Annotated in this window: 14 protein-coding genes; 4 read left to right on the top strand and 10 right to left on the bottom strand. The window is 67.7% G+C overall.

The features are described 5' to 3' along the window. Nucleotides 1–93: 93 nt before the first annotated feature. Nucleotides 94–669, bottom strand: a complete 576-nt coding sequence (locus BLQ10_RS16955; protein ID WP_091564068.1) for a helix-turn-helix domain-containing protein — start codon at nucleotides 667–669, stop codon at nucleotides 94–96. A 281-nt stretch (nucleotides 670–950) separates the two neighbouring features. Between BLQ10_RS16955 and BLQ10_RS16950 the strand changes: the two genes are divergently transcribed. Further along, nucleotides 951–2474 carry a sodium:solute symporter family protein gene (locus BLQ10_RS16950; RefSeq protein WP_091564066.1) on the top strand — a complete coding sequence of 508 codons (1524 nt, stop codon included), beginning with the start codon at nucleotides 951–953 and terminating at the stop codon, nucleotides 2472–2474. A gap of 103 nt (nucleotides 2475–2577) precedes the next feature. Here the strand turns inward: BLQ10_RS16950 and BLQ10_RS16945 are convergent, their stop codons facing one another. Next, a complete protein-coding gene (locus BLQ10_RS16945) occupies nucleotides 2578–2814 on the bottom strand; it encodes a hypothetical protein (protein ID WP_091564064.1) in 237 nt (78 codons plus the stop codon). Between the two features lie 261 nt (nucleotides 2815–3075). On the opposite strand from BLQ10_RS16945, the gene BLQ10_RS16940 reads away from it, so the two are divergent. Both BLQ10_RS16940 and BLQ10_RS16935 read left to right on the top strand, forming a co-directional pair. Beyond that, on the top strand, nucleotides 3076–4350 hold the full coding sequence (locus tag BLQ10_RS16940; protein WP_254785629.1) for a VIT1/CCC1 transporter family protein: 1275 nt from the start codon (nucleotides 3076–3078) through the stop codon (nucleotides 4348–4350). Then, nucleotides 4350–5309: a matrixin family metalloprotease gene (locus BLQ10_RS16935; RefSeq protein ID WP_254785628.1), complete on the top strand. Its 960-nt coding sequence runs from the start codon at nucleotides 4350–4352 to the stop codon at nucleotides 5307–5309. Before BLQ10_RS16940 ends, BLQ10_RS16935 begins: the two co-directional genes overlap by 1 nt. A gap of 4 nt (nucleotides 5310–5313) precedes the next feature. On the opposite strand, the gene BLQ10_RS16930 is transcribed toward BLQ10_RS16935, so the two are convergent. From BLQ10_RS16930 to BLQ10_RS16910, 5 genes are all read right to left on the bottom strand, one after another. Beyond that, nucleotides 5314–6447 (bottom strand): LOG family protein, encoded by a 1134-nt coding sequence (locus tag BLQ10_RS16930; protein WP_091564062.1) that lies wholly within the window; start codon nucleotides 6445–6447, stop codon nucleotides 5314–5316. A 152-nt stretch (nucleotides 6448–6599) separates the two neighbouring features. Beyond that, nucleotides 6600–7376: an SDR family NAD(P)-dependent oxidoreductase gene (locus tag BLQ10_RS16925; protein ID WP_091564060.1), complete on the bottom strand. Its 777-nt coding sequence runs from the start codon at nucleotides 7374–7376 to the stop codon at nucleotides 6600–6602. Between the two features lie 27 nt (nucleotides 7377–7403). Then, nucleotides 7404–8774, bottom strand: a complete 1371-nt coding sequence (locus BLQ10_RS16920) for an MFS transporter (protein ID WP_091564120.1) — start codon at nucleotides 8772–8774, stop codon at nucleotides 7404–7406. A gap of 197 nt (nucleotides 8775–8971) precedes the next feature. Next, nucleotides 8972–9679 carry a FadR/GntR family transcriptional regulator gene (locus BLQ10_RS16915; protein ID WP_091564118.1) on the bottom strand — a complete coding sequence of 236 codons (708 nt, stop codon included), beginning with the start codon at nucleotides 9677–9679 and terminating at the stop codon, nucleotides 8972–8974. 14 nt (nucleotides 9680–9693) lie between these two features. Next, a complete protein-coding gene (locus BLQ10_RS16910; RefSeq protein ID WP_091564059.1) occupies nucleotides 9694–10188 on the bottom strand; it encodes an SRPBCC family protein in 495 nt (164 codons plus the stop codon). Between the two features lie 40 nt (nucleotides 10189–10228). Here BLQ10_RS16910 and BLQ10_RS16905 point away from each other — a divergent pair, with 40 nt between their 5' ends. Next, complete coding sequence (locus tag BLQ10_RS16905; RefSeq protein WP_091564057.1) at nucleotides 10229–10999, top strand: gamma-glutamyl-gamma-aminobutyrate hydrolase family protein; 771 nt, start codon at nucleotides 10229–10231, stop codon at nucleotides 10997–10999. 143 nt (nucleotides 11000–11142) lie between these two features. Here the strand turns inward: BLQ10_RS16905 and BLQ10_RS16900 are convergent, their stop codons facing one another. The 3 genes from BLQ10_RS16900 to BLQ10_RS16890 are packed head-to-tail and all read right to left on the bottom strand — an operon-like array spanning nucleotide 11143 to nucleotide 14059. Continuing rightward, nucleotides 11143–12177 (bottom strand): Gfo/Idh/MocA family oxidoreductase, encoded by a 1035-nt coding sequence (locus tag BLQ10_RS16900; protein WP_091564056.1) that lies wholly within the window; start codon nucleotides 12175–12177, stop codon nucleotides 11143–11145. Then, a complete protein-coding gene (locus BLQ10_RS16895) occupies nucleotides 12174–12959 on the bottom strand; it encodes a TIM barrel protein (protein WP_091564054.1) in 786 nt (261 codons plus the stop codon). Before BLQ10_RS16895 ends, BLQ10_RS16900 begins: the two co-directional genes overlap by 4 nt. Next, entirely contained in the window at nucleotides 12959–14059 is a 1101-nt protein-coding gene (locus BLQ10_RS16890) for a Gfo/Idh/MocA family oxidoreductase (RefSeq protein WP_091564052.1), read from the bottom strand. The genes BLQ10_RS16895 and BLQ10_RS16890 overlap by 1 nt, the downstream gene beginning before the upstream one ends. Nucleotides 14060–14062: the final 3 nt, after the last annotated feature.

Genomic DNA, 14062 nt, shown 5'->3' with positions numbered 1-14062 from the left:
GATTCCGGGACTGGGCGCCAGCCCTCAGCCTTCGTCGGCTTAGCAACCGGGAAGGAGTGCAACGGAAGGCAGGCGGGCCGGCCCCGCGCGAGGTCAGCGGCTGGCGGCAGGCACCAGCACCCACAGCACCTCGACGGCGTCGTCTGTGGGATTGACCCAGGTGTGGGGTTCCCGGCCGGGGAACGTCACGGTGTCCCCGGCGCTGAGCTCGAATTCCTCATTGGTGAGAATCAGCCGGATGCTTCCCTTGACCACATGCAGGACGTCGACATCGCAGTCGACGGCATAGAGTTCGGACTCCCCGCGCCCGCGCGGCTCGATCACCGCCTGAATGATTTGGACGCGGCGCTCGGAGCGCGCGGTGAGCAGCCGCTCGACGATCCCCTCGCCGCCAAGGGAGATGCGGGGACCCTCACTCTGCTTCGTGAGGTGCGTTTCGGGGGCGGCAAAGAGGTCGCCGATCGAGATGGACAGGACCTGGCACAGCGTCACCAGGGAGGCTACCGAGGGCGAGGTGAGGTCCCGCTCGACCCGGCTGAGGAATCCCTTGGTGAGCCCGGTGGCGTCTGCGACCTGTTCAATAGTGAGCCGCTGGGACTGCCTGGCGGCGCGGATCCGCGAACCGATGGCAACGGGAACATTGCTCGGTTCAACTGGTAGAGCCTTCATTTAGGAACCTTTCACGGCCGGCCGCTCGGCCCCATCATTGGAGCAATCCTAGCTGGATCGGGCCGTCGTGACGCGGATGCGCGGCGGCACGTAATGCGCCTTGACTGTTACCGAGGTCACAACATACTCTTCATGGCAACATGTGTTGCCTATTAGGCAATACCGGAGGTTCCGACGGACATCCTCCTCCCATCACGTCACGCAGCAGCAGACTTGTCGGACGCATCGTTGAGGCCCGGCAATGCCCGCATCCGCTGCCAACCAGCTCCAAGGAGCCCTTAATGGACGCAACTTTCGTCAACATCGCCATTGTGGTGGTGTACCTGGCCGCCATGTTGGCGTTCGGTTGGTGGGGCAAGTCCCGCACCAAGAACAATAGCGACTTCCTGGTCGCCGGCCGCCGTCTCGGGCCGTTCCTCTACACCGGCACCATGGCCGCCGTCGTCCTGGGCGGCGCCTCGACGGTCGGAGGTGTGGGCCTTGGCTACAAGTTCGGCATCTCCGGCATGTGGCTTGTGGTCGCAATCGGCGCCGGCGTCCTGCTGCTGAGCCTGCTCTTCGCCAGCACCATCCAGAAGCTGAAGATCTACACCGTGTCCCAGATGCTGACCCTGCGCTACGGCAGCAAGTCCACGCAGACCTCCGGCATCGTCATGCTCGCCTACACGCTGATGCTCTGCGCCACCTCCACCGGCGCCTACGCCACCATCTTCGTGGTGCTCTTCGGCTGGGACCGCGCCCTCGCGATCGCCGTCGGCGGGGCAATCGTGCTGGTTTATTCGACAATCGGGGGCATGTGGTCCATCACGCTGGCCGACCAGGTCCAGTTCGTCATCAAGACGGTGGGCATCTTCGTGCTGATGCTGCCATTCACGCTCAATGCTGCCGGCGGACTCGACGGAATCCGCAGCCGGGTGGATGCCTCCTTCTTCCAGATCGACGGCATCGGCGTCCAGACGATCATCACCTACTTTGTGGTCTACACCCTCGGCCTGCTGATCGGTCAGGACATCTGGCAGCGCGTGTTCACCGCCAAGACGCCTGAAGTTGCGCGCTGGGGCGGCGCCACGGCCGGTATCTACTGCATCCTCTACGGTGCTGCCGGTGCCCTGATCGGCCTCGGCGCCCGGGTCGCCCTGCCGCAGATCGACGTCAAAGCCCTGGGCAAGGACGTTGTCTACGCCGAGGTTGCCACCCACCTGTTGCCCATCGGCATCGGCGGCCTCGTGCTCGCCGCCGCCGTCGCCGCAATGATGTCCACCGCCTCCGGTGCCCTGATCGCGGCTGCCACCGTGGCCCGCGCCGATGTGCTGCCGTTCGTCGCCGGCTGGTTCGGCAAGACCGTCAACACCGATGACACCGACAACCCGGAACACGACGTCAAAGCCAACCGCATGTGGGTCCTGGGCCTCGGCGTCGTGGCGATCGTGATCGCCATTGTCACCAAGGACGTTGTCGCGGCCCTGACCATTGCTTACGACATCCTTGTTGGCGGCCTGCTCGTGGCCATCCTCGGCGGCCTGGTCTGGAAGCGCGGTACCGGCGTCGCCGCAGCGTCGTCCATGGCGGTGGGCTCGGTCATCACGCTCGGGACCATGATCATCCTGGAAATCAACGCCGAGGTTCCGCTGGACGGCATCTACGCCAACGAGCCGATCTACTACGGCCTGGCGGCCTCCGCGATCGTCTACATCGCCGTGTCGCTGCTGACCAAGCCGACGGATCCCGCGGTCATGCAGAACTGGCGCCGGCGTGTCGCCGGCGGCGCGGCCGAGGAAGAAGTGGCTCCGGCCCTCACGCACTAAAGCCCTGACCTGCCAGGGTCGGCGAGTTAAAGGTCGACGGCGGCGCTCCCCTTCCGGGGGCGCCGCCGTCGGCCGTTATGGAAGTTAACTGCCCATGGGAGAATCACTCATTCTCCTCGGGCTCAAGGAACTCCTCCCCTTCCAAAGGCACCACCGGCTTCTCGTCGCCCAGGAAGTCGTCCGCGTCCAGGGGAACGAGCTGATCGGCCTCTTGGAGAAGCTCCTCGTCCTCGGTCTCCGCGGCATCACCGACCGGCGCGTCCTCGGCGTAGTCGTAGGCGGGATCGGACTCGAGTGATTCCCGGGCCGGCTGGATGGGATGTGATGCGGCGCTATCCATGGTGCAACCTCCGTGCGGCTTCAGTGGCGGCAAGGCCCCGGGGAGCCCGCCCTGGCTTTCATTCGAACACCGCGGACACGGACGGTCAAGGGCACACAATTGCTGCCGAACAGAAGCTGCGGACGGCCCTTTCGCAGCAGTTCAGTTACGGCCTCCCTAAACTTTCCGCTGAGGATGGCCAGCCGGAAAAGCGCGGAATTACGCGGTACTCTGGAGTCGCAATGGGGCCGGACCACGCCCGACCAAACCCAGGAGTTTTTCGTGTCTCAGCACACCGAATCGGACTGCAACGATTCTTCGCAGCAACACCCGGCACAAGCCTCGCCAGCCCGCAGCACGGACCCGCGTCCCGCCCCGCCACACGCCTCCCCTGCCCCCGGCGCAACCCCCAGTTCTCCCCCCGCCGCAACTCCCGCCACCGCACCAAGCTCAGCTCCCAGTGCGGCTCCCGGCTCAGATCCCAGCGCCGCGGACATCAAGCGCTGGCGCCAGTATCTCGCCGATGAGCGCGCCGAGGCGGCCGTCTACCGGGACCTGGCGCAGAACCGCTCCGGCGAGGAGCGCGCCATTCTGCTGGCGCTGGCCGAGGCCGAGGGACGCCATGAGGCGCACTGGATCCAGTTGCTGGGCGAGCACGCCGGCAAGAACCGGCATGCCTCACTGCGGAGCCGGTTCCTGGGGTTCCTGGCCCGGCACTTCGGCTCGGTCTTCGTCCTGGCCCTGGCCCAGCGGGCGGAGAGCCGCTCGCCCTACGCCACTGAATCGTTTGCCACCCCCGCCATGGTCGCCGACGAGCAGATCCATGAAGAAGTGGTCCGCGGACTGGCCACCCGGGGCCGCAACCGGCTGGCGGGAACGTTCCGCGCCGCCGTCTTCGGCGCCAACGACGGGCTGGTCAGCAACCTGTCCCTCGTCATGGGCATGGCGGCCTCGGGCGTGGGAAGCCAGGTGGTGCTCCTGAGCGGCGTCGCCGGGCTGCTGGCCGGCGCACTGTCCATGGGGGCCGGCGAATTTATTTCCGTGCGGTCGCAGCGGGAACTCCTCGCCGCCACCCGTCCCACCCAAATCACGTTGGCGGCGGCACCGCTGCTGGATATTGAGCACAACGAACTCCTGCTCGTCTACCTGGCCCGCGGCATGTCCCGGGAGGCCGCCGAGCACCGCGTCGCGGAGCGCATGGGCCTGCTGGACTGCGACTGCGATCCAAGCCTGTCCCTGCGGCCGGAACTGCCCGAAAGCGGGGACCAGCACGAGGCTGTCGGCACCGCTTGGGGCGCGGCGGCGTCGAGCTTCTGCTTCTTCGCGTCCGGCGCTATCGTACCCATCATTCCTTTCTTGCTGGGCATGACAGGACTCGCCGCGCTGGTGGTTTCCGCCTCCCTCGTTGGCTTGGCACTGCTGCTTACCGGCGGGGTCGTGGGCCTGCTCTCCGGCACGTCGCCCGCCACCCGCGGCCTGCGCCAGCTGGCCATCGGCATGGGGGCCGCCGGCGTGACGTACCTGCTGGGCATGGCCTTTGGCGCCGTGGTTGGCTAGTGGACGGCCCTGTTTTTCGGGACCGGGGGCCGCGTCACAGCCGGGGTGCCACGGCGCTGCGGGTTAGCAGGAACCTTGCCGCCGCCGCGGTGATCGCTGGCGGGGCCTTCCTCACCGCCGGACTCGTCTACGGCGATCCCCGATTCACCGGCCTCTTCGAGGTCAGCCGGGGAGCGGGAGAAAACGCGGGGCACAACGCAGGGGACAGCGCAGGCCGTGTCCTGCCGGTGGCGCCGCGGTCCGGCCAGGGGTCCGGCCAGCCTGCCGTGCCGGCCGGCGGGGACCGGACGGACACTCCCCCGCCCGGGCTTGAGGAGCAGGACCACCCTCTCGGCACGCCCCGGAAACCGCAGACCGCCAGCACCTCGTACAAGTTCCTCGCAACGAACGACGACGGCACTCCGGTGGGTTACTCGCCGTGCCGGCCGCTGCACTACGTCATCAATGCCGTCTTGGCCCCGCAGGGCGCCGAGCGGCTCGTGGCAGACTCCATCCGAACGATCTCTGAGGCCACCGGTATCAGGTTCATCAATGACGACTCCACGTCCGAGGAGCCCTCGCCAACCCGCGCGCCCTACCAGAAGGATCTCTACGGGGAGCGGTGGGCGCCGCTGCTGATCGCCTGGACCACGCCGGAGCAGGCCCCGCAGCTCAAAGGCCCGGTGATCGGCACCGGCGGCAGCACCCACTTCAGTTTCGGCGACGGTCCCAAGAGCTTCGTTACCGGCAGCCTGGAACTGGATGCCCCGCAAATCGCGGACGACCTGGACAGGGCCCAGGGCGCGGCCTATGCCACGGCCGTGATCCTGCACGAACTCGGCCATGTGATGGGCCTGGAGCATGTCGATGACCCGGCCCAGCTGATGTACCCGGAGATCGGGGCCCCGGACGGCCTTGCCGACGGCGATCTGAACGGACTCTACGAGCTCGGTCACGCCCAGTGCCGCAAGGATCTCTGACCGGCTAGCGTTCCAGCGCTTCGAGGGCTTCCTCCACGGTGTCCACCAGGAAAATCCGTCCTTCCATCCGGCGGCCGGACGCCAGGCTCTGCAGGAGGGGCCATGCCGGGAATCGCCGCAGCCAGTGCTCGTGCCCCACCAGGACCATGGGAGTGACGGTTTCCGGAGCGCCGTAGTAGTTCTCGCAGGCGTCCTGGAAGATCTCCTGGACCGTGCCGCCGGATCCTGGCAGAAAGACGATGCCGCCGTTGCACAGTTCGAGCAGGATGGCTTCCCGGATGGCATTCGCGAAGTATTTGGCCACGTGCGTGGCGAAGAAGTTGGGCGGCTCATGACCGTAGAACCACGTGGGAATCCCCAGCGACGGAGTACCCTCCGGGTGGCGCTGGGCGACCGCCGCGGCCGCCCGCGCCCAGGCGGACACCGAGGGGCGGAAGGAGGGCACCGCCGCGAGGTCGGCCAGGGCCCGCCGGAGTTCCGACTCGGGGGCCTCGCTGAGGAAAGCCCCGAGATTGGCGGCCTCCATGGCCCCGGGGCCGCCGCCGGTGGCAACCACCCGGTTGCTGCGGGCCAGCAGCCGGCCCAGCAGGGCGGCTTCTTCAAAGACGGCAGTGCCGCGGTGGGCAATATGCCCGCCCATGACCCCCACCGTCGTGCGGCCCGCGCGGAGATAGGTGCCGGTCAGCTCGTCGAGGGCCACGCCGATCGAGTGATCATGCAGGGCGGCGGCCAGTGTCGCATCGAGGCGGCGGCGCTGGCCCGGCCGGATGCTCCACTGGTAGACCCGCGCGTCGAGGGTGTCCTCGTAGGGCGAGTTGGCGATCCCGGCATACAGTTCCTGCGGCGTGTACAGCTGGCCGCGGTAGGGGTTGAACGGGACGGCCGTGAGCCGGGGAAAGATGAGGGCGCCACGGCCGCGCAGCGAATCCTCCACACCGTAGTCAAACGTGCAACCCAGGAAGACCGCGCCCTGGACCTCCAGTGCCTCCAGCTGTGCCCGGCGGCCCCGCAGGTCCAGCGACTGGACATGCCAGCCGTGCATGCTGCCCGCCCCGGCGGCGACAAACCGGTCGAAACCGGCAAGGCTCTCGACCTCCAACGTGCGGGGGCTGGGATAAAGGCTGCGGGCGGCGCTCATGGAGCCAGCCTAGACCGTGGCCAAAGCCGCGACGGGGACCGACGTCGACGGCGCATCACCCGGTGCCCCTCCCCCGTTGCGCTATCACTTTTGGTGGCCATTCCGGCATTTTAAGGCCTAAGAGTGATAGCGCAACGGGGGGTGTGGGCAGGTTAGGAGACCTGGAGGCCTCCGTTGATGTCATACGTGGCCGCCGTGATGTAGCCGGCGTCCGGGCCGAGCAGGAAGGCGATGAGCGCCGCCACTTCCTCGCGGCTGCCGACACGCCCCATCATGATGCCCTCGGACATCTGCGCCTTGCGGTCCTCGCTTAGAGTGCCGCCCATGATGTCGGTGTCGATGGGGCCGGGGGCGATGGCGTTGACGGTGACGCCGAATTCGCCCACCTCGCGGGCCAGGGCGCGGGTGAATCCGATGATCCCGGCCTTGGACGCGCTGTATGCGACCTTGGAGTAGGTCCCGCCGCCCCGCTGTGCCGAAATCGAGGAGATGCTCACGATCCGCCCGAGCTTGCGCTCGATCATGCCCTTGAGCACCCGCTGGGAGACGATGAAGGATCCGCGCATGTTGATGGCGAAGACCTTGTCCCATTCTTCGACCGTGGTTTCCATGAACGGCGTCGGGGAACTGATGCCGGCCAGGTTGGCCAGGGCCACGATCGGGGGCAGCGCGCCCTCGATCTCCGTGATGGCCCGGTCTACCGACGCGGCGTCGGAGACGTCCGCCCCGACGCCGATGGCTTTGACCGCGCGGTTGGAACCGATCTCGGCGGCAGCGGCAGAAGCGTCCTCGGCGTTGATGTCCAGGATTGCGATGGACCAGCCCTCGCTGGCCAGGCGGTCGGCGGCGGCGCGGCCGATGCCGCGGGCTGACGCGGCGCCGGTCAGGACCACGGTGCGTTCAGTGGGGAAGGGGGTAATTGATGTCATGACGAAGGTTCCTTCGGGAGTTTGGGATCAGGGTACTTTGGCCGGGTCGACGGCGGCTGCCGCTGCGACCGCGGGGTCGAGGGCGGCGTCGCCCTCGGGGCGCCGGCGGGCGTAGAGGTAGGTGGCCACGGCGGTGAGGCACAGGCACAGGGACAGGAACAGCAGCCCGCTCTGGTTGCTGCCGGTGGCGTCCTTGAGGAGGCCGACGGCGTACGGGGAGATGAAGCCGCCGAGGTTTCCGAGGGAGTTCACCAGGGCGAGCCCGGAAGCGGCGGCCGCGCCGGTCAGGGCCGCGGAGGGCATCGAGAGGAATGGAGCGATGGCCCCGTAGATCCCCATGGCCGAGACCGTCAGGCCGATCATCGCAAGGATTGGGTTGACCGGCAGCAGGTAGCCGGCGGCCAGGAGTCCCGCGCCAGCGAGCACCATGCTGACCGCGGAGTGCCAGGCACGCTTGCCGGTCCGGTCCGCACGCTTGCTCCAGAAGTAGACGAACACTGCGGCCACTGCATAGGGGATGAAGACAATGAAGCCGACCTCGGCCGTGGAGAAGTTGCCGAGGGCTGCGACGATGGTGGGCATCCACAGGCCCAGGCCGTAGATCCCGCACACCAGGCCGAAGTACAGGGCGGAGTAGACCAGGGTGCGCTTGTCCTTGAGCCCGGCCACGAAGTTGTGCTTGCCCGACTGGGACTTGGCGGCCAGTTCGGCGTCCATGGTGGCGGTGAGCCAGTTGCGTTCGTCGGCGTCGAGCCATTTGGCGTCCCGCGGGCGGTCGGTCATGAGGATGGGGGTCAGGAGTCCGAGGGCGATCGCCGGGATGCCTTCGAGGATGTAGAGCCACTGCCAGCCCTGGAGGCCCATGACGCCGTCCATCTGCAGCAGGAGCCCGGAGACCGGGGCGCCGAGCGCATTGGACACGGGCTGGGCGAGGATGAAGATACCCAGCACGGTTACGCGCTGCGCGGCGGGGAACCACAGCGTCAGGTAGAACAGGATCGCCGGGAAGAAGCCGGCCTCGGCGGCACCAAGCAGGAACCGGACGACGTAGTAGGTGCTTTCACCGTTCACCAGGCACATGGCCGTGGCGAAGATGCCCCACGTGATCAGGATTCGGGCCAGCCATTTCCGGGCTCCGAAGCGGTACATACCCGCATTGCTGGGAACCTCGAGGAGGGCGTAACCGAGGAAGAAGATGCCGGCGCCAAGGCCGTAGGCAGCGCCGTTCAGGCCGATGTCCTCGCTCATGGTGAGCTTGGCGAATCCGACGTTGTTGCGGTCCAGGTAGGCAACGAAGTAGAGCAGGACAATCAGGGGCATGACGCGGCGGCGGACTTTGCGCAGCGTGCGGTCGCCTAGTTCGCCGAGTCCGAAGGACTTGGGGGCTAATGAAGTCATCATCGACCTTCTTACGTGTTTTCCTGCCCTGCGGCTGTGCCGGGTGAGGAAGTCGGTGGTTTGGGGTAGGTCATCCTGCCCGCCTGGAAGCGCGTGCTGCAGGAATCTTGTTGAGTCAGATGTCAGACATCTGATTCAAGAACTAGGCAAGATCCTAGAATGTGATTGGCGTTACGTCAAGAGCCAGTGGGTGGACGTCAGGACTTGGCGCCCCGGACATAGCGTTCATAGTCCGCATTGGTCTGGTCCATGTGCTCGTCCATCGCCTGCCGCGAGCGCTCGGCGTCACCGCTCAGGATGCTGTCCATGACCCGCTGGTGGTAATCGATGGCGTGCCGCTGGATCACCTCAACGGCCGACGTTTCGCGCCGGGTCACGTACAGCAACTGGCCCAGCTGGGCGAACAGGGCACGGACAAAAGGATTGCCGGAGGCCCGCAAGACGGCGTCGTGGAAGGCAATGTCCGCCTCCACGAAGCGGTCTAGGTCGCCGGAGTCGTGGAAGCGCTTCATGTCCTTGATGCACTCGCGCATGCGCTCGGCCTGCTCCGGGGTATGGCGTTTGGCGGCGAGCGCGGCAGCCCCGGTCTCCACCATGCGGCGCATCTCAATCAGCCCCACCGAGACCTGCTCGGCCCCATTGCCGTGCGAGGCCGCCTTGAAGATCGCATCAAGGCCGGTCCAGTTGTCCGTGGGATTGACGAAGGTTCCCCTGCCGGCCTTCACGTAGAGGATGTTTTGCGCGCGGAGCGCCTTGAGGGCTTCACGCACGGTGAGCCTGCTGACGTCGTAGGCCTTGGCGATGTCGGCTTCCGGCGGAATCGCGCTGTGGGGCTGGAGCTTTCCGTCAAGAATCTCGGTCAGCAGGCCGTCGACAAGATCGTCGACCAGTGTCCTGCGGCCCATCCCGGTTCCCATCGTCATTCGCGGCTCGTGCTGCCATCCACATTACCCAAGTCGGGGTGCGCCGCCATGTAGGCGTCGAGCTTGGCCAGCGTCTGTTCCAGGTTGGCCGGGTGGCGGCGCAGGTAGCCGGCCAGCCGGAGCAGGCTCTTGCCGCGGACCCGCCGCGCGTCCCATTGTTCGGTGACCAGGGTGCCGGCGGTGCCGTCAAGGCCAGTGGATGGTTCGAGCAGGTAGCGCCACACGTGACCGTAGAAGTGCCGCCACGCGATCCGGCGGCCTTCGTCGAACTCGCAGACCCTATTGAGGATCTTGTAGTTCACCCGCATGTTCATTTCCATGCCGAACCTGGCGCCGAGGTACAGCCGGCGGGGCCCGCGCGGTTGGGCGCCCTTCACAGTGTCCGAGCCGTCGATCACGCTGTGAAGGGCGGGCGTGGCGAGCACGTCGAAGACGGCTTCCGGGGCGGCGGCGATGTACCGGCTGCGGGACACGAGATAGCGGGCGTTCATCTGGCAATCCTAGTGCCCCGGTTGTGTTGCAGAATGGGGCATGCAGACTTCCCGCAGCTCCCTTGGCCACCGGCCGCGCATCGGCGTTCCCGTCCGCCTCACGAGCTCGTCCGATCCCGACCCGCGCGTGGCAAAAGCCAACGCATTGTTCGAGCACATCGTGGAGTTGTTGGGTGAGGGCGGCGGCGAACCGGTGCTGCTGACCGCGGCGGGGCCGGACGACGCCGCTCTTGCGGCGGCGCTGACGTCCCTTGACGGCGTCGTGCTTCCCGGCGGCGGCGACCTCGACCCCGGCCTTTACGGCGAGGAAGAAAGCGCGGTCTGCTACGACGTGAACCGGGAACAGGACCAACTGGACCTGGCGGTCGCGCGGCAGTCCATCGACGCCGGGCTGCCGGTACTCGGCATCTGCCGCGGGCATCAGCTGCTCAACGTGCTCTACGGCGGGACCCTCATCCAGGACATGCGGCCGGGGACGGTGGCGCACCGCAAGCCAGCGGCGCACGGCACCGGTTCGTGGGCCTGGCACGAGGTGGCGGTGCAGGCAGGTTCCAAGGTGGCCTCGCTGTATGGCGGCGAATCCGCTGCCGTGAGCGTGAAGATCGCCTCCGGCCACCATCAGGCCGTGGCCCGGGTGGCCGGAGGGCTGCAGGTGACAGCCGTGGCCGAGGACGGGACCGTCGAGGCGCTGGAGGATCCGGAGCGCTGGGTGGCCTCGGTCCAGTGGCACCCCGAAGCCGTGGAACTTCCCGCCGGCGAGCGGCTCGCGCCGTTCCGGGCCTTCGTGGAGGTGTGCCGTACCCGGCCCTGAGAGCAGATGACGGAAACCCCGGGGCCCTGGCCCCGGGGTTTCCGTCATCTGCATTCGATCCGAAACTGGTGGTCTCGCCGAGGCTGCGGTCAGCCGGCGACGCTCACCTCGCGACGCTCAGGGCCACGCGGACCGGGCGACGCTCACCTGGCGATGCTCAGTGCCACGCGGACCGGGACGCCGGTGGCCAGCGACTCCTGGGCGGCATCGGCCACCCGGGACGCCGCCACGGCATCTTCCGGAGTGCAGGGGTTCTCCCGGCGGCCAAGGATCAGTTCGACGAAGGCGGTCATCTCGGACCGGTACGCCTTCTCGAACCGCTCGGCAAACGTCAGGTGCGGTTCCCCGGCCGGGAACGTGATCCCGGCTTCGGCCGTGGCCAGCGCCGACTTGTCGTCCAGACCAACCATCAGCGAACTCCGGGAGCCCTGGATTTCCAGCCGGACGTCGTGGCCGGCCCCGTTGTAGCGGGTGGCGGAAACCGTTCCCACGGTGCCGTCGTCGAACGTCACCAGCGCGAGGGCCGTGTCCACATCGCCGGCCTCGCCAATAGCCGGATCCCCGTTGTTGGAGCCCTTGGCGTACACCTCGACGATTTCCCGGCCCGTGAGCCAGCGCAGGATGTCGAAATCGTGGACCGAGCAGTCCCGGAACAACCCGCCTGAGCCAGCAAGGAACTCGACCGGCGGCGGCGTCATGTCGCAGGTGACTGCGCGCAGGGAATGGATCCAGCCCAGCTCGCCGGCCTGGTAGGCGCGGCGGGCTTCCAGGTAGCCGGCGTCGAACCGGCGCTGATGCCCGATCTGCACCACGCCTTGCCGGTCCCGGATGTAGTCGAGCACCAGCATGGCATCGGCCACGTTCAGGGCCACGGGCTTCTCGCAAAAGACCGGGACCCCGGCGTCCACCCCCGCCTTGATGAGCTCGGGGTGGGTTCCGGTTCCGGTGGCGATGACGAGGCCGTCGAGCCCGGAGCCAAGCAGAGCCTGCACCGACGGCAGGAATTCGGCGCCGAGACCGGAAGCCACCGCCCGGGCATGCTCTTCGACGACGTCCGTGAGCCGGAGCCGGACGTTGATGTCCTGCGGATTCAGGACCTCGTTGAGGGCTGCGATGTTGTTGGCGTGCATGACGCCGATCCGCCCGACCCCGACGAGTCCGAGAACAACGTCCCTCATGCGGCTGCCTTGGCGGCCACGGTGAACGCTGAACGGAAGGCCTCCAGGGCCGCATAACTGTCGGCACTGGCCCACGCTTCCATGCCCACGGTCCCTTCGTAGCCTGCGTCCGCCAGCGCCCTGGCGACGGCCGCGTAGTTGATTTCCCCGGTTCCGGGTTCACAGCGGCCTGGAACGTCCGCCACCTGGATTTCACCGAGGTACGGCAGGGCGCTCCGGACAAGCTCGACCAGGTTCCCCTCCCCCATTTGCGCGTGGTACAGATCCAGCATGAGCCTGGCGTTCGGATGCCCGGCGGCCTGCACGAGCGCCAGGGTGTCCTTGGCCCGGGCCAGCGGGATGCCGGGGTGGTCCAGGATGGTGTTGAGGTTCTCGAGGCAGAACGTCACCCCGTGCTTCTCACCGAGCTGCCCGAGCCGTTCCAGCGTCCGGGCGCCGGTGGCCCACATGTGGCCGCTGGAGCGGTAGACCGGCCGGGCCGCGTGGCCGTCGACGAGTTCCGCCGGGTGAACCACCAGTCGGCTGACGCCAAGCTCCAGGGCGGTAGGGATCAGCGACTCGGCGGTCCGCACCACGTCGTCCGCCGTGTCCGGATCCACGAGGCTGCCGGAGGTGTATCCGGTCATGGATGAAAACACCGCCCCGGTGGCCTTGAGCGCACCGATGTCTTTGGACCGCGAGTCCCAGAGTTCGACGTCGAAACCGGCCTCGTGGAGCCGGCGTACCCGCTCCGTGAACGGCAGGTCCGTGAAGACCATCTCAGCGCAAACGGCGAGCCGCATCAGAGGACCGCCCTCTCGTTGACGGCCACCGGCGTGCCCTGCTTGACGGACTCGATGCAGGCCAGCGCCATGGCCAGCGCCCGCCGGGCGTCAAGGGCTCCCGGAGTGAGAGTGAACGGCTTCGGCGCCGGCACTGTATCGTCACTACGGCCGTCGCGCCGAGCGCGCACGGCGTCGGCGAAGTCCACGAGCTCATCCGTGTAGGCCTGCCGGAAGAGCTCGACGTTCAGCCGTGGGGTGTCGGCGGACATCCCCTCGGCGGTGAACCGGCGGGCGGCGGTTTCGGTGGAGCGGCCGGCCTGGACCATGCCCTTGGAACCGAAGACCTCCCCGCGGATGTCGTAGCCGTACAGTGCGCTGAAGTTTGCCTCGGCGACGGCGATCGCGCCGTTGCTGTAGCGGATGGTCACGACGGCGGTGTCCAGGAAGCCCTGATCCCGCAGCCCCGGTTCCACCAGCGCGTCCGCGACGGCGTAGACCTCCACGGGTTCGGCGCCTTCGTTGAACCAGTTCAGGGTGTCGAAGTCGTGGATCAGGGTCTCGAGGAAGATGGTCCACGCCGGGATCCTTGCGGCGTGGCCGATGCTTCCGGTGCCGGGGTCCCGGGTCAGCGAACGCAGCAGTTGCGGCTCCCCCGCGATTCCGGCGGCGAGGTCCTTCTTGGCTGCCTGGAAGTCCGCGGCGTACCGGCGGTTGAAGCCGATCTGGAAGTGCACCCCGGCGGCTTCGACGGCGGCCAGGGCGGTGTCGAGCTCCTCGAGTCCCAGGCCGGCGGGCTTCTCGCAGAAGACGTGCTTTCCGGCGGCTGCGGCCTGGCCGATCAGGGCGGAGTGGAAGCGCGCCGGGCTGGCGATGACGACGCCGTCAATCTCCGGGTCGGCCAGGAGGTCGGCGGCGTCGGCGGTCACCTTCGTGGTGCCCAGGGCGCCGGCCAGCGCCTCGGCGGATTCAAGGTTGGGATCCGCGATGGCGGCAAGGACGGCACCGGGGACTCGGCGGGCGATGCTCTCGGCGTGGAAGGCGCCCATCCAGCCCGAGCCGATGAGCCCGATCCGCACGGGCAGGGCGACGCCGGAGGCGTTGCGGTTGAGGTAAGCCAAAGG

The sequence above is a fragment of the Arthrobacter sp. ok362 genome (assembly GCF_900102785.1).
GTDB lineage: Bacteria > Actinomycetota > Actinomycetes > Actinomycetales > Micrococcaceae > Arthrobacter.
Note: the sequence above shows the minus strand (reverse complement) of the source record. Positions and strands in the feature narration are given on the sequence as shown.